This window comes from Flavobacterium cupriresistens (assembly GCF_020911925.1).
GTDB lineage: Bacteria > Bacteroidota > Bacteroidia > Flavobacteriales > Flavobacteriaceae > Flavobacterium > Flavobacterium cupriresistens.
Map to the genome: position 1 here is coordinate 1,491,586 of NZ_CP087134.1, position 21,244 is coordinate 1,512,829.

General features: G+C 35.8%; 18 protein-coding genes. 7 read left to right on the plus strand and 11 right to left on the minus strand.

The genetic code is table 11. The annotated features are described in order from the left end of the window. Positions 1-5: 5 nt before the first annotated feature. From LNP23_RS06770 to LNP23_RS06790, 5 genes are all read right to left on the minus strand, one after another. Positions 6-596, minus strand: coding sequence for a DUF502 domain-containing protein (locus LNP23_RS06770; RefSeq protein WP_230004362.1), 591 nt, complete (start codon positions 594-596; stop codon positions 6-8). A gap of 117 nt (positions 597-713) precedes the next feature. Then, a complete protein-coding gene (locus LNP23_RS06775) occupies positions 714-1,652 on the minus strand; it encodes a mevalonate kinase family protein (RefSeq protein WP_047777768.1) in 939 nt (312 codons plus the stop codon). 3 nt (positions 1,653-1,655) lie between these two features. Continuing rightward, complete coding sequence (locus LNP23_RS06780) at positions 1,656-1,958, minus strand: type II toxin-antitoxin system RelE/ParE family toxin (RefSeq protein ID WP_230004363.1); 303 nt, start codon at positions 1,956-1,958, stop codon at positions 1,656-1,658. Between the two features lie 10 nt (positions 1,959-1,968). After that, entirely contained in the window at positions 1,969-2,187 is a 219-nt protein-coding gene (locus tag LNP23_RS06785) for a hypothetical protein (protein WP_230004364.1), read from the minus strand. Positions 2,188-2,217: 30 nt separating this feature from the next. After that, positions 2,218-3,339 (minus strand): diphosphomevalonate decarboxylase, encoded by a 1,122-nt coding sequence (locus LNP23_RS06790; protein WP_230004365.1) that lies wholly within the window; start codon positions 3,337-3,339, stop codon positions 2,218-2,220. A 527-nt stretch (positions 3,340-3,866) separates the two neighbouring features. Between LNP23_RS06790 and LNP23_RS06795 the strand changes: the two genes are divergently transcribed. Together LNP23_RS06795 and LNP23_RS06800 are read left to right on the plus strand one after the other, a co-directional pair. Beyond that, positions 3,867-4,340, plus strand: coding sequence for a TspO/MBR family protein (locus LNP23_RS06795; RefSeq protein WP_230004366.1), 474 nt, complete (start codon positions 3,867-3,869; stop codon positions 4,338-4,340). Positions 4,341-4,404: 64 nt separating this feature from the next. Further along, entirely contained in the window at positions 4,405-5,394 is a 990-nt protein-coding gene (locus LNP23_RS06800) for a tetratricopeptide repeat protein (RefSeq protein WP_230004367.1), read from the plus strand. A 60-nt stretch (positions 5,395-5,454) separates the two neighbouring features. On the opposite strand, the gene LNP23_RS06805 is transcribed toward LNP23_RS06800, so the two are convergent. Beyond that, the gene (locus tag LNP23_RS06805; protein WP_047777777.1) at positions 5,455-6,618 is read right to left on the minus strand and encodes an AraC family transcriptional regulator; all 1,164 of its coding nucleotides are present in this window, start codon (positions 6,616-6,618) and stop codon (positions 5,455-5,457) included. A gap of 372 nt (positions 6,619-6,990) precedes the next feature. Between LNP23_RS06805 and LNP23_RS06810 the strand changes: the two genes are divergently transcribed. The 5 genes from LNP23_RS06810 (at position 6,991) to LNP23_RS06830 (ending at position 16,569) form a co-directional block, all read left to right on the plus strand. After that, positions 6,991-9,603, plus strand: coding sequence for a glycosyl hydrolase 2 galactose-binding domain-containing protein (locus LNP23_RS06810; protein ID WP_230004368.1), 2,613 nt, complete (start codon positions 6,991-6,993; stop codon positions 9,601-9,603). A 136-nt stretch (positions 9,604-9,739) separates the two neighbouring features. Then, positions 9,740-10,999 (plus strand): MFS transporter, encoded by a 1,260-nt coding sequence (locus tag LNP23_RS06815; RefSeq protein ID WP_230004369.1) that lies wholly within the window; start codon positions 9,740-9,742, stop codon positions 10,997-10,999. A gap of 18 nt (positions 11,000-11,017) precedes the next feature. Next, positions 11,018-11,875 carry an ROK family protein gene (locus LNP23_RS06820; RefSeq protein WP_230004370.1) on the plus strand — a complete coding sequence of 286 codons (858 nt, stop codon included), beginning with the start codon at positions 11,018-11,020 and terminating at the stop codon, positions 11,873-11,875. Between the two features lie 81 nt (positions 11,876-11,956). After that, on the plus strand, positions 11,957-14,998 hold the full coding sequence (locus tag LNP23_RS06825) for a SusC/RagA family TonB-linked outer membrane protein (protein WP_230004371.1): 3,042 nt from the start codon (positions 11,957-11,959) through the stop codon (positions 14,996-14,998). 11 nt (positions 14,999-15,009) lie between these two features. Beyond that, positions 15,010-16,569, plus strand: coding sequence for a RagB/SusD family nutrient uptake outer membrane protein (locus LNP23_RS06830; RefSeq protein ID WP_230004372.1), 1,560 nt, complete (start codon positions 15,010-15,012; stop codon positions 16,567-16,569). A gap of 314 nt (positions 16,570-16,883) precedes the next feature. Here the strand turns inward: LNP23_RS06830 and LNP23_RS06835 are convergent, their stop codons facing one another. The 5 genes from LNP23_RS06835 to LNP23_RS06855 form a co-directional block, all read right to left on the minus strand. Continuing rightward, positions 16,884-17,609 (minus strand): hypothetical protein, encoded by a 726-nt coding sequence (locus LNP23_RS06835; RefSeq protein WP_230004373.1) that lies wholly within the window; start codon positions 17,607-17,609, stop codon positions 16,884-16,886. 122 nt (positions 17,610-17,731) lie between these two features. Beyond that, positions 17,732-18,403, minus strand: a complete 672-nt coding sequence (locus LNP23_RS06840; protein WP_230004374.1) for an MBL fold metallo-hydrolase — start codon at positions 18,401-18,403, stop codon at positions 17,732-17,734. Between the two features lie 60 nt (positions 18,404-18,463). Next, positions 18,464-19,036, minus strand: a complete 573-nt coding sequence (locus tag LNP23_RS06845; protein ID WP_230004375.1) for a Crp/Fnr family transcriptional regulator — start codon at positions 19,034-19,036, stop codon at positions 18,464-18,466. Positions 19,037-19,046: 10 nt separating this feature from the next. After that, on the minus strand, positions 19,047-20,255 hold the full coding sequence (locus LNP23_RS06850) for a BaiN/RdsA family NAD(P)/FAD-dependent oxidoreductase (protein WP_230004376.1): 1,209 nt from the start codon (positions 20,253-20,255) through the stop codon (positions 19,047-19,049). Positions 20,256-20,395: 140 nt separating this feature from the next. After that, positions 20,396-21,073 carry a glycerophosphodiester phosphodiesterase gene (locus tag LNP23_RS06855; RefSeq protein ID WP_230004377.1) on the minus strand — a complete coding sequence of 226 codons (678 nt, stop codon included), beginning with the start codon at positions 21,071-21,073 and terminating at the stop codon, positions 20,396-20,398. Between the last annotated feature and the right edge of the window lie 171 nt (positions 21,074-21,244).

The window sequence follows — 21,244 nt, forward strand, 5'->3', positions numbered from 1 at the left end:
AAATGCTAAAGTACATCTTTTAATAGAGCTGCAGAGCCAAATCCAAGTTTTCTTATGCATTGCAGCGCTTCTCTTTGTGAAACCGGTACTTCTTTAATTCGTTCTTTTTCCATAAAATAAACGCCTCCACCCATTGGATTTGGTGCATCCGGAATAAAAACGGTAAAATGGTCTTCATTAATTTGTTCGATCAAAAAAGCAAATTGCCAACCATCATCTACACGAGCCAAAATTACTTTTAAATTCTCTTCATCGTTAGTTCCGAATATGTTTTCATTTATGCCTTTCATAAACGAATATCCCGGAATCAGGCTTAAAATTTTATCCTCAAGTTTAGTAACCAGATTTTTTGCCGTTTTTGTTTTGGCAACTATACCTGCTAAAAAACAGATAACGATGATGATTACTAATCCGATTATTTCCTGTAGCGCCAATCCTAATATCTTTACTTTAGGCAAATGACTCGATAAAGGAAGTGTTATTTTTTGTACAATATGATAAGCTTTCTCAAGGAGAATAAAAAATATGGCAAGCGGAACCAAAAAAAGAATTCCTCCCACAAGAGTAGTCCTTATAATTCTTAAGATACTTTTCATATTGACATGTTTAGTTTAAATTTTTATAAAAAAATCAGACAAAGCAACAAAATCAAAAAAGGCAAATAGAATTGAATTCTACTTATTGGAACGGTAAAATTTTGGAGAAATTATAAATTAGAATTGATAAACAACTTCTAATTTATAGTCCTTTAACGAAACTTTAGCGCGTTCTAAATCTTCAGTAAAACCTAGAATATAACCACCACCGCCAGAACCACAAAGTTTTAAGTAATAATCATTTGTGTCAATTCCGTGTTGCCAGATTCCGTGAAATTGTTCCGGAATCATTGGTTTGAAGTTATTCAAAACAACTTTAGAAAGTTTCTTGGTGTTGGTGAATAACGATTTCATGTCACCATGTAAAAAGTTTTCGACACAGGCATCGGTATATTTTACAAACTGGTTTTTAAGCATGGTACGGAAACCTTTGTCTTTTAGGTTTTCCATAAAAATATTTACCATTGGAGCCGTTTCGCCTACAATTCCGGAGTCTAATAAAAACACAGCGCCTTTTCCGTCAAAACTTTGAGTCGGAATACCGGTTGCTTCAATATTGTCTTTAGAATTGATTAAGATTGGAATGCTTAGATAACTGTTTAAAGGATCTAAACCGGAGCTTTTTCCGTGGAAAAAACTCTCCATTTGAGAAAATATATTTTTAAGCTGTAACAGTTTTTCGCGAGTTAGATTTTCTAAAACGGTAATTTTATTTGTAGCATATTTATCGTAGATCGCCGCTACAAGAGCACCGCTGCTTCCAACTCCGTATCCTTGTGGAATACTGGAATCGAAATACATACCTGTTTCAACATCATTTTTTAATGTAGTCAAATCAAAAGTAACCAATTCCGGTTGTTCTGTTTGTAAGGTTTCAAGATAGTCTACGAAACGTTTCAGGCTTGCGTTTGATGCAATAGCTTCTGCCGAAGGTTCTTCGGTTTTCTTTAAAGCACCATTGTAAAAGTTATAAGGAATAGAAAGTCCTTTGGAATCACGGATAATTCCGTATTCTCCAAAAAGTAATATTTTCGAGTAAAATAATGGTCCTTTCATAATTTATTTAATGTCTTTCTTTATTTTATTTGGGTCTTGTCTGGTGTCAAAAACAGCAATTATCTCAACTCTTTTAATATTGAATTTATAATAAATTGTTGTCTGTTTTGTAATAACACATTTGTGCGTTTTTTTATTGCTTTCAGATTTTGGAAAAGCCTCAGGGTTTTCTCGAATAACTTTTAGGCAATAGTATAATTTTTGAGCAAATTTTTGACGAACACTTTCTGACCATTTATTCTCTATGTGTTCTAAAATATCCTTGATTTTAGTTTTAGCAAAATCTGAAATTACAATTTGCCTCATTACTTAAATCTTAGATGTATTTTTGAATGAAAGTTTCAAAATCAGAGTATTCTCCACGTTCAATTTGTCTTTCCCCTTCTTTAATCTCTTCTTTTTGCTCCTCCGTCAACTCCTCCCACCAATCTTTTTTTTCTTTCTTAAAAATTTTGCGGATGGACTGAATGATAGCCGGATCTTCTGTATCTGCTAACATTTTGATCAACTCGAGTTTTTCTAATTGAATGTCCATAATCTGAATTTTTAATTAAAGATACAAAAATTATAATGCAATTGCACCATCTCCAATTTTGTCGCAAATGTACTGACCATTCTGACAAAATACAACTAATTCGTCCTGAATAAATTGTAACACTTTTTCGCTAACGTTTTCGGGATACAGAACGTGAACATTTGCCCCAGCATCAAGCGTAAAACAAACCGGAATCTGAGTTTCATTTCTGAATTTCCAGATGGCATTTATAATCTGCAAAGTGTTTGGTTTCATCAAAATATAGTAGGGCATAGAAGTCATCATCATAGCATGTAAAGTCAGGGCTTCACTTTCTACTACTTTTATGAATTCGTCCAGATTACCGCTTTTAAAAATGGCAATTAACTGATCCAGGTTTTCATGCGCCTGAGCAAAACGTCTTTCGGCATACGGATGGTTGTGCATTAAATCATGTCCAACGGTACTGGAAACCTGTTTTTCGCCTTTATCGACCAATAAAATAGTGTCCTGATAATTCTTGAAATTGTCATGAATGGCGTACGGAAATTCAACACCAAATAAGTCAGAACTTCCTTCAATATTGGCTTGATTTCCCCAAACAACCACTTTTCCTTTTACACTTCTGCAGGCGCTTCCCGAACCTAAACGTGCAAGAAAGGAAGCTTTTTGAAAGAAATAATCGTCGGTCATTTCAGGATTCAGTGCTTTTTCGAGACTCATAAAGTTCATTGCCAAAGCCGCCATTCCAGATGCCGAAGAAGCAATTCCTGAACTGTGCGGAAAGGTATTCTGAGTGTCAATCGTAAAATGGTATTGTTTCAAAAAAGGAAGATATACTTCGATTCTTTCTAAAAACTTCTGAATTTTGGGTTTAAAATCTTCTTTTGATTTTCCTTCAAAAAGCAAATCAAAAGAAAAATCCTTAGCAGTAGCATTGAGTGAAGTTGAAACACTGAGCGAAGCCGAAGTGTCTTTCTTCTCAAAAGCCAGTTTAGTAATCGTTTTACAATTGTTAAGTGTAAAACTCACAGATGGATTCGCCGGAATCTGATTGTCTTTTTTGCCCCAGTATTTTACTAATGCAATATTGCTGGGAGCGCTCCACTCAAAATTGCCTTTTTGGATATCCGAAGTATATTTATTTGGAATAAAATCAGTTGCTGTAAACATGAAATATAAAATTTTGACAAAGATACTTTTTCTTATTTATTTGTCGCTAAAAGGGGAATATTTAAACCATATAAGTGATGTAAGAAAATATAAGGCAGCGCTTGGGTTTTACTTTGCTTGTTTGGTTTATAGGGTTCAAAGCTCATTTTTTATTTGTTTGATGCTAAAAGGGGAATATTTAAACCATATAAGTGATGTAAGAAAATATAAGGCAGCGCTTGGATTTTACTGAGCTTGTTTGGTTTATAGGGTTCAAAGCTCATTTTTTATTTGTTGATGCTAAAAGTGGCATATTTAAACCATATAAGTGATGTAAGAAAATATAAGGCAGCGCTTGGGTTTTACTTTGCTTGTTTGGTTTATAGGGTTCAAAGCTTATTTTTTATTTGTTGATGCTAAAAGTGGTAGATTTAAACGATATAAGTTATGCGAGAAAATATGAAGTAGCGCATAGACTTTCCTGAACTTACATCACTTATATGGTTTAAAGTCCATTTTTGTCTATTTTTGGCTTAAAATTAAATATAATGAATAAAATAGTCCGAATTGTAATTGCTTTAATGGTTTGTTTGTTAGTGGGTTATTCTGCCAGTACGGTTACAAGACCCAGTATTGAGACTTGGTATGTTACGCTTATAAAACCAGCTTTTAATCCGCCCAATTGGATTTTCATGCCGGTTTGGACGTTTCTTTATGTTTTAATGGCGGTAGCAGCAGGATTGGTTTGGGATAAAATAAAAGAACAAAATCAAGAGGTAAAAACGGCTTTAGGTTTCTTTTTGATTCAATTGACTTTAAATGCGATTTGGTCGTATCTTTTCTTTGGATTGAAAAACCCGATGTTGGCTCTGATTGAGATTGCAGTTTTAGAATTGATGATTTATGAAACGTATTTGAAATTTATTAAAATCAACAAAACAGCAGGGTATTTACTAATTCCGTATATGGTTTGGGTTGCTTTTGCTGCGATTCTGAATGCCAGTATTTGGTGGTTGAATTGATGTTGTTTTTTGGTTCCTGTTTTTTTTGTTTCAAGTTTCAGGTTTAATTTATTGTTTTGTTAATATGAATAAGTTTAAAGTTTTTGTTGTTCTGGTTTTGATTTCATTTAAGACTTTTGCTTGTTTGAATGGGGAAACAAAAGAATTAAAAAATGGAGTTATAGTTTATGTAGATTATCAAGGTCTTGTTCCTCATGGGCATAATTTCGGGTTAGATAACTTCCCAAAATTGATTTCCGAACTTGAGGGTTTATACAAGAAAACAAATAATATAGAGTATTTGTCTGATAAGGGTTATGTTTTAATTGTTCAAAAAAAGTATAAGAAAGCCTTAGAATTGTATCTGAATATTGAACGAATTAAACCTAATCGATATTCAACAGCTTCAAATATTGGAACTCTTTATGAACTAATAGGAGAAAATCAAAAAGCATATGAATGGATTAAAAAATCGATTCAGATTAATCCCGAATCTCATAATGGTTCGGAGTGGCTGCACTTGAGAATTTTAGAAGCAAAAATTAAGAATCTGACAGATGTTTCAGGTCAGTTTTTAATAAATACTAATTTTGGAGACAAGAGAGAACCTAAAACAAAATTATCGAATGCCGAAGTAGACAAGTTGGCAAAAGAAATTTATTATCAGGTAAACGAGCGAATTAGTTTTATAAAACCAAAAGACAGGGTTATTTCGATTTTGCTTTTCGAGTTAGGGAATCTGGTAAGACTAAAAAGAGAGCCTGAAAATGCGGAAAGAATTTACAACCTCGCTAAGAATTATGGTTTTCAAGACGAACTAATAAATGTCAGAATTAAAAGTATATATGAGAGTAAAGCTAGATATTTTGAACAAAGAACCTGGAATTTAGAAAGCAAAATTAAGGCATTACAAAATAGTAAAGATGGGGTTGATTTAGACTATACCTATCAAATAGAAACGGCTTTATTAATTGTCTCTATAGTTGTGGGGATTTTGTTGATAGTCTTATTACTATTGTATTTTAAATGGAAAAAATTAAATGATTATATAATTTTGAATGATTTCACGAAATAGAAACTGTTTTTAGAAAAATCCTGAATGCCAGTGTTTTGTAATGAAACAGAACATAATGTATTATTTCAATTGCTTCAATTTTCGAAATTCTAAAGGATTAACTCCTTCGTGTCGGCTAAAATATCTCGAAAGATTTTTAATATCCGTGTAACCACAAACATCTGAAATCTCTGTGACAGACAGATCTGTTTCGATCAAAAGTTGTTTGACCTGTTTGATTCTTAGAGTATTGATTTCGTCGAGTATACTTCGCTTTAAAACCAATTGGAATCTTTTTTCTAAAACTCTTCTCGACAATGCGGTGGCCTTCACAACATCATCTACGGCAATTCTTTCTTTATAATTGTAATAGATAAAATGAAGCGCTTTGCTTATTTCTTTATCGTTTACCGCCAGAAAATCGGTTGATCTACGGGTAATTATTTGTAAATGTTCTACCTGAATATCGTTGTAAATCCCTTCTTTATTTTGCATCATTTTACTAAGAAGCTGTGCCGTTTCGAAACCGGCTTTTTCAGTATTTAAAGAAATACTCGATAAGGGAGGATCAGACAGATTGCAAATACTCAGATCATTGTCGACTCCAAGCACAGAGACTTGTTCGGGAACGTTGATACCAATGGCTTTACAGGCTTCGGTAACATGTTGCCCCTGATTATCGTCGCAGGTCATGATGGCGATTGGTTTTGGTAAAGCTTTAAGCCAATCGGCAAGTTGTGATTCTTTGTAGCTCCATAGTGGCGGAGTTTCTTCTTTTTGATGTTGGTAGATGTGAACGTTACAATTGACTTCTTTCACTTTTTCGCAAAACCCTTCACATCGTTCACGCGACCAGACAATATTATCAAAGCCATAAAAAGCAAAATTTTTAAAGCCTTTTTCGATAAAATAAGAAGCGGCCATGTGTCCCGTTTCTTTATAAAGTCCGGTAATGTTTGGAATGCCGGCAAAACGTTCGTTAGTATCCTGTGCAATGATCGGAATGTTTAACGAAAGCAATTTTTCAAATACCTGTTCATTTTCAATTTGCGCTATAATGCCATTAGCACCCCAGGTTCTGGCCCATGCAATGGCATTTTTTAAATCCTTTTTATTTCCGCTTACAATTGGAATCCGGCAAAAGTTAAGCGGGCCAAATAGTCTGGAATATTTCGCAATTCCGTTTAAAAGCCCTCGGCCATATTCTTCAGAAAAGTTAACTAACAATAATACTTTGGGTGTCATTTTTATTAGATGTTAATTGGGATACAGTGCTTTACATTAAAATGAAATCTGAAAATAAGTACTAGTTTGCTTCGAATTTTGGAATTGTAAATATTCGCAAAATGAAGATTAATTATCGCAAATATACCATTATCAATTCAATTACAAGACTACTTTTGTTTTGTGGTTTTTAATGAAATGCTTAAAAATGTTTTAATTATTAGTTTTTTTAACCTTTTTTAGAAGCATTTAATTGGTTTTAGTGAAATGTATCCTTTTTTATTTTGTAGTAAAAAAATGATGAATTTAAATGACTAAGTCAGAAGACCAAAATGTTTCAAACCTTAAATCTTAACCAATAGTAATCTCCCTAATTAGATTAAAAGAAAAATTATGAAGAATATAAATTATACTAATGCGATTTTAATTTCATTTCTTTTTTGGGTAATGAGCTGTATGATGGCTGTAAATGCTCAAAATGTAAAATTCGAACAACAATTAAAAGAAGGCTGGACTATAGCATCATCTGCCCAAATAAACAATTCGGGAGATAAGATTTCTGTAGCCGGTTTTGAAGTTTCAAAATGGTATACAACCACAGTTCCGTCAACGGTGATGGCTTCTTTAATTGCCAATAAAGAATACGCGGATATTTTTATGGGAGAAAATATCAGTAAAGTAGATACGACACGATTTAGAGTGCCTTGGTGGTATAGAAATGAGTTTGTTATCGAAGACGCCTCAAAAAATACAGAATTGCAATTTGAAGGGATTAATTATCGGGCCAATGTTTGGCTGAATGGCAGCAAGATTGCTGCTGCAGACAGTTTGTTCGGAGGCTTCAGAATATTTACTTTAAACATTTCAAAACATATAAAAAAGGGAAAGAATGTGCTTGCTGTTGAAGTTTTTCATCAAAAGCCGGATGAGCCCTCAATTGGTTTTGTCGATTGGGCACCTATGGCACCGGATCGCGAATTGGGACTTTGGAGACCTGTAAAGCTTAAAATTTCAGACAAAACAAGTCTGAATAACATCTTTGTGACCTCAAAAATTGATAAAAAAGAATACAAGAATGCAACATTGGAAATTTCGGCTGAGGCTGTAAACCATACCAACGAAGCGGTAGAATCACTTTTAAAAGGAAAAATTGAAAACATCACTTTCGAAAAGAAAGTAACACTTCAGCCTTTTGAGAAGCGAATCATTGTTTTTAAATCTTCAGAGTTTAAACAGTTGAATATTAAAAATCCTCGTTTGTGGTGGACGTACGAATTAGGAAAACCAAACTTGTACACGTTGACCCTGTCTATTGAAACCAATAAAAAAGTTTCCTATTCAAAAGCTACTTCTTTCGGAATCCGTGAAGTGGAGGATTATATCACTGCAAAAGGGTACAGAGGTTATAAATTAAATGGTGTTGAAGTTCTGATTAAAGGCGGCGGCTGGGTCGATGGAATGTTCTTAAACGATACCGAAGAAAAAGTAAAAGCCCAATTAGAATACGTAAAACAGACTAACATGAACACGGTTAGGATGGAAGGTTTTTGGGGAAATAGCGAAAGAATTTACGAAATGGCCGATGAAATGGGACTTTTGATGATGGTGGGTTGGAGCTGTCAATGGGAATGGAAAGGGTACCTGGACAAACCGGAAGATGATTTTATGTCGATCAAAACTCCCGAAGACATGAATCTCATTATCAACTACACCCGCGATCATGTCAATTGGCTACGAAACCATCCGAGTATTTTTGTCTGGGTAATGGGAAGTGATAAACTACCTCGTCCGGAATTGGAAGAAAAATACAATATTTTGTTTAAAGAAATTGATACTTCGAGACCTCTTTTAATGTCTTGCAAAGGAATGGAAAGTACAATTTCGGGAAAAACCGGAGTAAAAATGAATGGTCCTTATGAATATGTAGCGCCCAATTATTGGTTTGTGGACACGGAAAACGGAGGTGCTTTTGGTTTTAACACCGAGACAGGACCCGGCCCTCAGGTTCCTTCACTTGAAGTTGTAAAAAGCATGATTCCCGAAGATAAATTATGGCCTATAAATACAACTTGGGATTTTCATTGTGGAAGAAATGAATTTCAAACCCTTGAGCGTTTCACAACGGCTTTCAACAACAGATACGGAATTCAGCATAATGTTGAGGATTTTACTTTTAAAAGTCAGGCCTCAAATTTAGAATCGATGCGTTCGATGTACGAAGCTTTTGCAATAAACAGAAGCAATACGACAGGAATCGTACAGTGGATGTTTAACTCGCCGTGGCCCAAACTAATCTGGCAGTTTTGGGATTACAATCTCTTGCCAAATGCCGCTTTTTATGGAGCAAGATTGGGGGCTCGTCAGGTAAATATCGCTTACAATTATGGTGATAACGCGGTTTATGTAAGCAATTTGAATCCGCAGAAAACTAAAAAATTGAAAGCTCAGGTCAAGGTATTTGATTTTAACGGAAAAGTAATTTTCGAAAAGGAAGAAACAGTTGCTGTAAATGGAAATGCTTCACTTAAAACGATCGCTTTACCGGATGATAAAGCATATTCAAAAATCTATTTTCTGAAAATGAATTTATCAGATGAGAATGGAAAATCAATTGCAGATAATTTTTATTGGTTGTCGACTAAAAAAGATGTATTCGATTTTAAAAAATCAGACTGGATACACACCCCATTAATGGAATATGCTGACTTTAAAGATTTGGATAAATTGCCAAAAGTAAAAATAGCCGCTCAGCATACCATTAAAAAGGAAAAAGATAACTATGAGGTTACGGTGGAACTTAAAAACCCGTCAGCTGCTATCGCGTTTTTAATTGAGTTAAATATCGTTGGTGACCTTTCAGGGAAATCAATAGTTCCGGTTTTGTGGGACGATAACTATATCTCATTAGTACCAAAAGAAAGCAGGACAATAAAAGTCACTTTTCCGGTGGCTGCTTTAAAAGGCGAAAAACCCGTTTTTAGATACAAAGGCTGGAATGTAGACTAATAACAGTAAGATCATTTCTGTAAATAGTGAAGTACAACTATTTAAAATAAAGCGAATAAGAAATCCAAAATAAGACTTTTTTATTCAAAGGGAATACGCATGCCTAAATCTAACTTTTTAATTAATAAACAAATAAATGAAAACGAGTAAGTTAACAGTGGGATTGGTGTTTTTGACCTTTTTTGTTATTTCTTTTCTGACTAACATTATGGGGCCATTGATTCCGGATATTATCAATAGTTACCATTTATCATTGGGTATGGTTGGTTTTCTTCCGTTTTCGTTTTTTGCGGCTTATGGTGTAATGTCAACCTCAGCAGGTGTTTTGCTTGAGAAGTACAGAGAGAAAAAAGTAATGGTGTTTTCCTTTTTGATAGCCGCAGTAGGTTCGCTCTTATTCGGATTGTTTCCTTATTATGCTATGGCGTTGGTTTCGTTGTTTTTAATAGGAATCGGGATGGCGGCTTTGCAAGTAGCCATTAATCCATTGTTAAGAGTCTCGGGAGGCGAAGAACATTTTGCTTTCAATTCGGTAATGGCACAATTGTTTTTTGGATTGGCTTCATTTTTAAGTCCGCTGGTTTATAGTTATCTGGTGACCAACATCAAACACGACCGGACAAATGCAAACGAGTTTCTGGAAATTCTCTCAAAACTGGTTCCCGATACTCTGAATTGGGTTTCCTTATATTGGATTTTTGCTATAACAGCACTCACAATGGCTGTTATTATTTTGCTTTTTAAATTCCCGAAAGTTGAGTTAGAGGAAGACGAAAAAGCAGGAACCTGGAGCGTTTACAAAGATTTGCTTAAAAACAAAACGGTGCTTCTTTTCTTCTTTGGAACTTTTGCTTACGTAGGCACAGAACAGGGAATCGCCAATTGGATGTCAAAATTTCTAAGCGATTATCATCAATATTCCCCTCAGACGATTGGTGCTGAAGCGGTGGCTTATTTCTGGGGACTTTTAACGGCAGGCTGTCTTCTGGGATTGCTTTTGCTTAAATTCTTAGACAGTCGTAAAGTGCTTATTTTGTTTGCCACAGGCGCTATTGTAAGTCTGACTCTTGCGCTGTTTGGTACCGCACAGGTTTCACTTTATGCGTTTCCACTCTCCGGTTTTGCCCTTTCGGTAATGTGGTCAGTAGTTTTTTCATTGGCATTAAACTCTCTTAAAAATAATCATGGAGCCTTCTCGGGTATTTTATGTACCGGTATTGTAGGCGGAGCAGTTATGTCGTTACTAATCGGGAAACTGGGCGATATAATTGGGTTGCGTTATGCCATGACGGTTTTGTATGGTACGCTCGGATATATCCTCAGCATTGGTTTTTGGGCTAAACCATTGGTAAATAATGCTATAATAAATGTAAAGAAAACAAAAGAAAATCAATAATTATATAAAGTTGTAAAAATGTCGGAAAGAAAAATTATAGGCGTTGACATGGGAGGGACAAAAATTCACACCAGCCTTATTTTAGGGAATGAAATAATTTCCGAATGTCTGTTAAATACACCCGCCAAAGAATCTGAACAAATAGTTTTAGACCGATTAATAGAAGCCATAGAACAAGTTTATCAGCCCGATTGTGAAGGCATTGGTATTGGAGTACCAAGTGTAGTAGACTGGAAAGAAGGAATTGTATACGATGTAGTTGCAATACCATCTTGGAAAGAAGTTCACTTGAAAAAAATACTAGAGAATCATTTTAAAATTCCGGTGTACGTCAACAATGATTCGAATTGTTTTGCCTTAGGTGAAAATTTCTTCGGAAAAGGAAGGAACGCTACAAACTTTGTCGGAGTGACTATCGGAACGGGGCTTGGCAGCGGAATCATTATCGAAAACAAACTGTATCAGGGCGTAAACACCGGAGCCGGAGAAATAGGAAGCATATCTTATAAGGATGGAATTATCGAGCAATATTGCGCCAGCGGGTTTTTTACTTCCCGCGGATTAGATGGAGAAAAACTCTATCTGGAAGCCAAAAAAGGAGATCAAAAAGCATTGGAAGTTTTTAAGGATTACGGAAAAAACCTGGCTGAGGTTGTCAAAATAGTTTTATACGCCTACGATCCTGAAACCATAATTCTGGGCGGATCCATAAGTAATTCATATGAGTTTTTTATTGATGCCGTTTGGCAGGGACTTGAGGATTTTATGTTTCCTGTTGAATTAAAGAAACTCAAAATAGAAAAATCACAACTTAAAAACAGCGCCGTTTTAGGAGCTGCTGCACTGGTTTACAATTTTAATAGTGTAGCAGTATAAGGACTGCACCAAAACAGTTGAAAACCATTTGAATAGAACTAACAAACAAAGACCAAAATTATTAACTAAAACAGTATTACAATGAAAAATAGTCTACAAAAAGGCTTACTGGTTATTTTAACCATGCTATGTACTAGCTTGATGTATTCGCAGGAAGTGTCAGGGCTGGTTTCGGATTCTAATGGGCCGCTCCCTGGCGTTTCGATTATAGTAAAAGGAAGCAAAAATGAAGCTCAAACCGATTTTGATGGAAGATTTACGATTAAAAATGTAGGGAAAGGCGCGGTATTGATCTTTAGTTACATAGGTCTTAAAAACCAAGAAGTAAACGTAGGGGACAAAACCAAGATAAATGTAACGATGGCGCAAGACCGCAGCGAGTTAAATGAAGTGGTGGTAGTGGGTTACGGAACCGCAAAAAAGAAAGATTTAACAGGGGCGGTGGACGTACTTTCGTCTAAGGATTTTGATGGAGTTTCAAATACTTCACCGGCTTTATTGTTAAGAGGTAAAGTAGCGGGCGTACAAGTTACACAAACCAGCGGAGAGCCGGGTTCTGCCGTAACCATTCGGGTGCGAGGTTCTTCTTCTGTACGTTCGGGTAACGGACCTTTGATTGTGGTAGACGGTGTTCCGTTAAGCGGTGGAGACGTATCGGCAGAAGGGGCTGATTTACTGGGAACCTCTTCGGCGAAAAATCCTTTAAATTTTATAAATGAAGCAGATATCGAGTCTATTTCGGTGTTAAAAGATGCTTCGTCTACCGCGATATACGGTGCTCGTGGCGCAAATGGTGTGATTGTAATTACGACCAAAAAGGGAAAATCTAATGTTCCTGAATTCAACTTTAGTACCTCAACTCAGTTCAGTACAAAAGCCGGAAATTTTGGTGTCATGAATGCGAATCAGTTTGTGGCAGCCAGTAAAGCAGCCGGAGTACCTTCTATACCGGCAGATCCTGTGACAGGGACTCCACAAATTAATAATCAGGATTTTGGAGGAAGAAATTACAATTGGCAAGATGCTGTATTGCAGAAAGGAATAGCAATAAACAATACTTTATCTTTCAATTCGGCAAGCGAGAATTCGAGTACGAGAGTTTCTTTTTCTACAAGCAATAATAAAGGAATTGTAAAAAACACCGGTTTGGACAAGTACACCGTTTCGTTTTTCAACTCCAATAATTTTTTCGATAAAATACTAAAAGTAGATACGAAATTGCTTTATGCGAGCATAAACGACGAAACGACTTTAATAACAAACAACGCGAGTTACATCGGGAATGTTATTGGTGCAGCTTTATATTGGAATCCAACGCGACCAATTTACAATGCCGACGGACATTATAATGTGGTAAGCGAAACCTACCTGAATCCGGTACAATTATTAGACTCTTATAAAGATTATACAAACACCAATAAATTATTAGGAAGCATTAATGCGGTACTTCGATTAGGAAGTCACTTTAAATACAATTTCCTATTCGGGGTTGAAACTTCGGGCTCTACCAGAAAAAGTCAAATTTTACCAACCATGCAAATTCAGGGAGATGCATTCTTCGGAACCGTTCCGGGATCAGATCCTGTTATTACGAAATACGGTACAGCCTCGATTCAAGGAATCACCAATTTCAATAAAACTTTTGAGAACAACTTAAATTATACCAATAAATTTAGTGACAATTTTAATGTGAATGCCTTAGTCGGTTATTCGTATTATTATTACCTCGCCAGTGGTTTTGTAACTTCCGGGAAAGGATATGATTTGGCTCAAACCAATTTAATAGATAATATTGAAGGCGGACTTCAGAATGAGTTTAGATCGAGTTCTTTTAAAAATGTTTCGGAGTTACAATCTTTTTATGCCAGAGCTGATGCTACTTTCTTTAAACAATATGTGCTTACTGCCACAGTTCGTACAGACGGTTCTACTAAATTGGGTGCCAACAATAAATACGGAACATTTCCGTCAATTGGTTTTGCCGATAATTTATTCGAAAATAAAGAAGGACTGCTTAATAATCTAAAAATCAGAGCCAACTGGGGGATTACAGGAAATCAGGAGTTTGCTCCCAATTCAGCAATCGGAAGAGCCAGTTACGGGAATAACGGAAATTTAAATATCGATTCGAATGCTAATGATGATCTAAAATGGGAAACGACAGAATCATGGGGTATCGGAACTGATTTTACGTTGTTAAAAAACAGATTAACAGGTAGTCTGGATTACTTTTACAGAGATACTAAAGATTTAATTTTTCCTGTTCCGCAAGCCTCAACACAACCGGGGCCCAATACACCACGTAACAAAAATTTACCCGGAAATCTAATCAATCAAGGAGTTGAAATTAGTCTGGATTACAAAATAATTGAGACGGAAAATATCTCTTGGGAAATTTCAGCCAATGCTTCATTCCTGAAAAACGAAATGAAAAACTTCAGAGGTACTGTAGGAACCGGTGGTTTAAATGGTCAGGGATTAGACGGCGCTTATACACAAGTAATCACCAATAATAAACCGCTTTATTCCTATTATCTGTACGATTTTAAAGGATATGATGCTACGGGCAATTCTATTTATACCAATGCCGCAGGGCAGCCAGTCGGACTTGGAGAGGCTTCCAAACAATTATTAGACAAACAACCATTGCCAAAATTAAATTATGGTTTTTCTTCTACTTTCAGATACAAAGGATTTGATGCCGTAGTTTCCTTTTACGGAGTAGCAGGAAATTATATTTACGACAATACACAAAATGCTTATTTCTTTAAAGGCGCCTTTTTAGGAGGTCGAAATGTTACCGAGAAAGCCGCTTATTCGGAGCAAGCGCAAGGAGATCCAAACTCCCCTTCGACGAAATTTTTGCAAAAGGGAGATTTTTTGAGAATGGGTGAATTAACATTTGGATACACTTTTACCGGAGCTTTAATTGAACGAATGAAATGTAAAAATGTACGCATTTATGCAAACGGTTCCAACTTATTATTGTTTACCAATTACACCGGATTTGATCCCGAAGTAGATATCAATAAACAAGTTAACGGAGTTCCTTCTGCTGGTATGGATTATCTGGCCTACCCAAGATCAAAAGGCATCGCTTTTGGACTTAACGTAACATTTTAATTTTAAAAATTATGAAAACTAAAAATATTATAAAAAGTATCTTTTTCGCCAGTACATTGTTTTTAGGTGTTAGCTGTACGAATTTGAATGAAGAAGTTTTAGACGGAACCCTCACCGGAGGAGATAATACTCCTGTTAATACCGCCGCTTTGTTGCGAACCGCTTATCAAGGGTTAAGAAATTTTCAGGTACAAGAGCAAATGCATACCCTTAACGAAATGTCTACTGATGCCTTAGTCGGTCCCACAAGAGGAGGAGACTGGGATGATAATGGTACCTGGAGACAATTTCATGCACTTACGTGGACGCCCGATAATGTCGAAATCAGAAATGCCTGGAACAGTTTGTTGGCAAGTGTGTACGATTGTAATACGATAATCGAAAAGTCTAAGAATCCTTCCGAAATTGTTCAGGCGCGTTTTTTAAGAGCCTTCTTTTATTACAATGTTTTGGATTTATACGGACAAACTCCGTACAGAGAACCGGGATCTCCGCTAACAAATGACCCTAAAGTATGGACCAGAGCACAGGCAACCGATTTTGTAATTACCGAATTAGAGGCTATTTTGAATGATTTACCGGAACGTGTTGCGGGAGATGCAAGTATAGTCAATAGTGATGCAGGTCATTTTTTATTGGCTAAAATTTATTTGAATATCGGGGTTTTCAAAGCAGCAAATCCAGCTGGTCCATATATTTTTGAAGCCGCAAATATGAATAAGGTCATTGCTCATGTAGAAGCCATAAAAAGTAGTTTAGCCGCTTCGTATTGGGATAATTTTGTTCCGGAAAATAACACTTCGCCTGAGATTTTATTTTCTTCAAAAAATGTATTGGGTGATGGAGGAGCGCTTGGCGACTACTGGCGATACGGAATGCATTACAATCAAACACCGGACGGCTACAATGGTTTTTGTACAGTAGGAGAATATTACGATCGATTTAATGCCGCAGACGAACGTCGCCAGCATTCGACTCCTGAAATTATCGCGCATTTCGGGAACCCAATCGGATTTCAATTTGGACAAATGTATGCTCCTGAGACAACCGATGAGGTTACAGGAGTAATTACACCGGGAGGAACAATTCCTTTAAAAGACAGAAACGGAAATCTTTTGTTTTTTACCAAAGAAGTACAACTAATTCTCTCAGGACCAACGATTGAAACTGCCGGAATCAGAACTCAAAAATACCAACCCGATGTAAATAATTTAGACAATCCCGAAAACGACTTTATCTTAATGCGTTATGCCGATGCTTTGTTAATGGAAGCCGAAGCCGTTCTTAGAGGCGGTTCCGCATCAGGCAATGGCTCTGCTCAGGATATTTTGGATAAGATTGCAGTTCGTACAGGAGTTCCGGCTCCAACAGCAACACTCCAAAATGTTTATTTTGAAAGAGGCAGAGAATTATGGTGGGAAGGATGGAGAAGAAATGATATGATTCGTTTTGGAACTTTTCTAGGTGTCAGAGAATTGAAAAAGAATACCTCCTCAGAGAAATATCTGTTGTATTGTCTCCCGTCAGACGCTTTGTTTAATTTGAATTTAAAGCAAAATCCAGGGTATTAAACGTATATTTTCATGTTTAGCAAATTCGGTATGCAGAGCCTTCTGGTTAAAAGGTTTTGTATATCGAATTTGTGTTTTAATCTATTGGATGCAATTCATTTTAACACCTAGAGACATAGCCAACAAAGCTTGAAAAAGACCTTGCAGGAAAACCACAATGCATCAATCAGTAATTTAAAAACCGAATTAAGGTCTTAAATTAATAGGTGAAAAATTTATGATTTTCTTGAAACTTCTCCAATTGTAAAATAAAAATCTATGTCTCTATGTGTTAAAAAAACATTTAGCTAAGTTACACCCATCAAGTTGTTTTATTAATTTTTAACGCCAGACTTTAGTTTCTTAAATTCTTCGTTTTTAGCATACAAAAAATCCATTGTGGTTAAGATATTGCTGTGTTCTAAAAGGGTTTTAGACTTTGGGTCAGCATCACAAAACTCGAGATATAAAGGAACTTCTTCGGCGTTTAATTTCAGCTCTTTAGTAAAAAAATCAGGAGGGCAGGTTTTGGCAATTAGTTTCTTAAAATCATTTTGATTTCGATTGTCTTTTTTTGGTTTTCCATTTCCAAAAGGAATTGTCAGTGACATTCCGTTGGCTATTGTTCCGTCTTTATAACCCGGAATGGTTCGGGTTAGATCGTTGGCTCTTTTAAAAATATCTATTTTGTTGATAGCATCCGGATCGTATTTGATTTTATCAAATTTTATGTTGGTGATGACTATTTCGTTTAACTCTTCCGGTTTGACAACCATATTGACAAGAAGATTGTTTTCAGCAATAGTTGCCTTAGTTATCTTTAGTCTTGTAAAAAAATAAGCACTGGAAAAAAATAATAAACTGTCTCTCACTTTTACAGCAATAGAAAACTCTCCCAAATCATTTGTCGTTGTGCTGGTCTTCGCCGTTTTATTAATGACTTCTACTTTTCCGAGGGGTTTATTGTTGGAAAGAACTTTTCCATGAAGTAACTTGTCAGATTGAGAAATGGAAAGTTGATAGGTGAAAAAAGAAATTGTGGTAAGTAATTTTACTTTCATAAAAGGTTAGTTTGATGAAAGTAAAATTATTAGAATTGTCTTAATGAAAACTTATGGAAGATGTAAAGTCTTGTTAATTGATCTGGAAATCAAAAGTAACCTCCTTTTTCGGTTTCATAAATTTAAAGGAATATTTTTTCTGTAAACTTTTCTAGTTCTCCATTATTTATTAAAACCGGTCCATGACCAAAACAGAGTGTTTTAGGTTTTAAAGCGGCTAATTTTAGAATAGATTTTCTGTTTAGTTCTTGATCAGTCGTAAATAAACCGAGAGGTTCATGTAACCCAACTATTGTGGTTAATAAATTCATATTGGTCAAAACGTCTCCAACAATGAGCAGACCATCTTTTTCTCTGAAAAAAGAAAGATGTCCGCGAGAATGTCCCGGAGTTTCAATTACTGTAAATCCGGCAATAGCATCTCCTTCTTTTAAGGTTTGCGATATGGAATGCCCTTCTCCTGCCCAGAATTTTTGTTGAAATTTTGGAATCAAATGTTTGGGATTTGGATATTCAAAAGTAACATTTCCGTTTTCTGCGGCTGTTTTTTCTAATTTGCTGCACCAAAGTGGAATGCTTAACGTTTCACAAATCGTTTTACTGCTTCCCTGATGATCTGCATGGGCATGCGTCAGTACATGTTTGGTTACCGTGTGGTTTTTTAAAGCGTTTAGAATAATTCCGGCAGAGCTTTTAATTCCGGCATCAACAAGAACATCTTCTATCAGATAACAGTTAATCGCATTTCGTGGAAATAGAGGAATCTGGTAAACATCTTTGGCTATAGTCTTCATCTTTTCAAATTTTATAGAAACAAAGATTTGAATTCAGCCCTTAAATTCTCTTGACAAATGTTAAGAAATGCTTTGTCTGATCCGGCTTAAAGATTCCGCCGTGATTCCTAAAAAAGAAGCCACATGAATCAAAGGTGTTCTTTGAATGATTTTGGGGTGAGCGGTTTCAAGAAAAGTCAGGTATTTTTCTTTTGCAGGAATCATTTGAAGTTTTAGTATTCGATCGGCCATACAGAGATAGTTTTGCTCCGCGAGAATTCTGCCAACACGTTCCCAATTTGGAATTGCAGCATATAAATCCTGCATTTTTTCATAATTTATAGAAAGAACTTCACATTCTTCAAGGCAATGGATATTCTCGTAAGACGGAGTCTGGTTGATGAAACTGGAGTAAGAAGAAATAAAACCATTATCGCAGCTTAAATAAGTAGTGATCTCTTTTCCGTCTTTTAAATAATAGGTACGGGCTAATCCGTTACTAATGAAGAAAATTCTGTTGCTGATTTTTCCAATAGAAGAGAGATATGTTTTAGCATCAAATTTTTCATATTCAAAACAAGAAAGAATCTTTTCTATTTCCTTTTCTGTAAAGGAAGCAATCGAAAGAATTTGTTCTTTTAAGGAGGATTCCATAGCTCTAAAACTAAATACTGTTGGCTAAAATAAATCCGCTCGTCCAGGCATTCTGAAAGTTAAATCCACCCGTAATAGCATCGATATTTACGATCTCTCCGGCAAAATAAAGGTTCTGATGTAACTTACTTTCCATAGTTTTAAAGTTGATTTCTTTTAAGTCAATTCCACCTGCAGTTACAAACTCTTCTTTAAAAGTGCTTTTTCCGTTGACTTGAAATTTTGCTTTGGTAAGTTGTGAAGCCAAATTTTGCAATTGAATTTTAGATAAATCCGCCCATTTGGTTTCCGCGTCAATTGCTGAGGCTAAAACGAAACTTTCCCATAAACGATTTGGAAAATCGAAGGGTGATTTTTTAGAAACGGCTTTTTTAGCGTGTTCTTGTTTTAAGTCTTTTAGTATTTTTTCCGCATCTTCAGTGTCCACGTCGTTAAGCCAATTGACAAAAATGGTGAATTGATAATTTTTATCGAACAAAGTTCTTGCTCCCCAAGCGGAAAGTTTGAGGATTGCAGGGCCGCTCATTCCCCAATGGGTAATTAACAAAGGACCAGTTGATTCGAGTTTGGTATCTTTTACGGTTACAGTTACCTTAGCTGCAACTCCGGGTAATTCTTTGATACGGGAATCTTTAATGTTAAAAGTAAACAGGGAAGGTACCGGACTCACGATCGCGTGACCTTGTGTTTGCAACATTTCCCATATTTTTGGATTGCTGCCGGTGGCAAGAATTAATTTTTCTGCGGCGTAATTTTCGTTCTGTGTATCAATTTTCCAATGCTTTTCACTTTTAAAAATGGATTGAACGCTTTGACCAATTAATACTTTTATACCTAATTTTTCGGTTGCTTTTAAGAAACAATCGATAATAGTTTGCGAAGAATTTGAAACGGGAAACATCCTGCCATCGTCTTCGATTTTTAATTCAACGCCATGTTTTTCGAACCATTCAATGGTATCTCCCGAGCAAAATTGATGAAAAGGGCCACGTAGTTCTTTTTCACCACGCGGGTAAAATTTAACTAATTCATTCGGTTCAAAACAAGCGTGCGTCACATTGCATCTTCCGCCACCGGAAACGCGAACTTTAGAGAGTACTTCTTTTCCTCTTTCTAAAATAGCAATTTTTAGTTTTGGGTTTTTCTCTGCGATATTAATAGCGGTAAAAAATCCTGCTGCACCTCCTCCAACGATTATTATGTCGAAATTTTTGGTCATATTATTTTTTTTGCCACGAATTGCTCGAATTAGCACGAATTTTTGATTTTGTGGGTTCTTTTTTTTGCCACAGATTAAAAGGATTAACATAGATTTTGAAATCCTTCCAATCCTTATTAATCTGTGGCAAAATTAAAGCATTATATTTTATCAGGGAAATCGCTGATGATTCCGTCTACATGGTAACTTTTTATTTTTTGAATGTCCTTTGCCTCATTGACTGTCCACGGTAAAACCCAAAAACCTTTTTCTTGTATTTGTCTTGTGTTTTCCTGATTTAGCAGCTGGTAATCCGGATGAATGGCGCATGCTTTTATGGATTCAGCGAAAGTCAAAGCGGTATCAAGAGCTGTTTCGGTTAGTACTCCAATAAGGATTTTTGAATCTAAATGATGCACTTCCAGCAAAGCATTCCAATCAAAACTCGAAACAATAAAGTGTTCGTAATTCCAGCTTTTTTCAGAAATGTATTGGTGAATTAAAGCGACCACTTTAGCCGCTGTATCCGCATTTTTTAATTCGATATTGATCAGACATTTTTTGTCGATCAGATTAAAAACCTCGTTTAAGGTTGGGATTTCGTATTGGTCTGCGATCAAAAAAGACTTTAATTCGGATAAAGATAGGGTGTTTACAAAACCTTTCCCGTTGGTCATTTTGTCGATGGTTTCGTCATGCATGACTATTAAATGGCCATCAAGGCTGAGGTGAACGTCGAGTTCAATTCCGTCTGCCTTTAGGTCTAATGCTTTCTGAAATGCTTTTAAAGTGTTTTCGGGTTCGTAGCCTTTGGCACCGCGATGGGCTATTTTTAGCATCTTTTTTAGTTTAACCGCAAAGTTCGTGATTTTTGAGTTCGTAATCTTTGTGTAAAGTAAAAAATTAACCGCAAGGTTCGCAAAGTTTAATTACAGCATTACGACGGTTCTCTTTTAATTTTATACCTAATTTTTTTGCACTCAGATTTAGCAGATTGCGCAGATTTTTTA

Coding starts and splice junctions, on each gene's coding strand:
- LNP23_RS06770 (WP_230004362.1), bottom strand. CDS start 596: ATGAAAAGTATCTTAAGAATTATAAGGACTACTCTTGTGGGAGGAATT.
- LNP23_RS06775 (WP_047777768.1), bottom strand. CDS start 1,652: ATGAAAGGACCATTATTTTACTCGAAAATATTACTTTTTGGAGAATAC.
- LNP23_RS06780 (WP_230004363.1), bottom strand. CDS start 1,958: ATGAGGCAAATTGTAATTTCAGATTTTGCTAAAACTAAAATCAAGGAT.
- LNP23_RS06785 (WP_230004364.1), bottom strand. CDS start 2,187: ATGGACATTCAATTAGAAAAACTCGAGTTGATCAAAATGTTAGCAGAT.
- LNP23_RS06790 (WP_230004365.1), bottom strand. CDS start 3,339: ATGTTTACAGCAACTGATTTTATTCCAAATAAATATACTTCGGATATC.
- LNP23_RS06795 (WP_230004366.1), top strand. CDS start 3,867: ATGAATAAAATAGTCCGAATTGTAATTGCTTTAATGGTTTGTTTGTTA.
- LNP23_RS06800 (WP_230004367.1), top strand. CDS start 4,405: ATGAATAAGTTTAAAGTTTTTGTTGTTCTGGTTTTGATTTCATTTAAG.
- LNP23_RS06805 (WP_047777777.1), bottom strand. CDS start 6,618: ATGACACCCAAAGTATTATTGTTAGTTAACTTTTCTGAAGAATATGGC.
- LNP23_RS06810 (WP_230004368.1), top strand. CDS start 6,991: ATGAAGAATATAAATTATACTAATGCGATTTTAATTTCATTTCTTTTT.
- LNP23_RS06815 (WP_230004369.1), top strand. CDS start 9,740: ATGAAAACGAGTAAGTTAACAGTGGGATTGGTGTTTTTGACCTTTTTT.
- LNP23_RS06820 (WP_230004370.1), top strand. CDS start 11,018: ATGTCGGAAAGAAAAATTATAGGCGTTGACATGGGAGGGACAAAAATT.
- LNP23_RS06825 (WP_230004371.1), top strand. CDS start 11,957: ATGAAAAATAGTCTACAAAAAGGCTTACTGGTTATTTTAACCATGCTA.
- LNP23_RS06830 (WP_230004372.1), top strand. CDS start 15,010: ATGAAAACTAAAAATATTATAAAAAGTATCTTTTTCGCCAGTACATTG.
- LNP23_RS06835 (WP_230004373.1), bottom strand. CDS start 17,609: ATGAAAGTAAAATTACTTACCACAATTTCTTTTTTCACCTATCAACTT.
- LNP23_RS06840 (WP_230004374.1), bottom strand. CDS start 18,403: ATGAAGACTATAGCCAAAGATGTTTACCAGATTCCTCTATTTCCACGA.
- LNP23_RS06845 (WP_230004375.1), bottom strand. CDS start 19,036: ATGGAATCCTCCTTAAAAGAACAAATTCTTTCGATTGCTTCCTTTACA.
- LNP23_RS06850 (WP_230004376.1), bottom strand. CDS start 20,255: ATGACCAAAAATTTCGACATAATAATCGTTGGAGGAGGTGCAGCAGGA.
- LNP23_RS06855 (WP_230004377.1), bottom strand. CDS start 21,073: ATGCTAAAAATAGCCCATCGCGGTGCCAAAGGCTACGAACCCGAAAAC.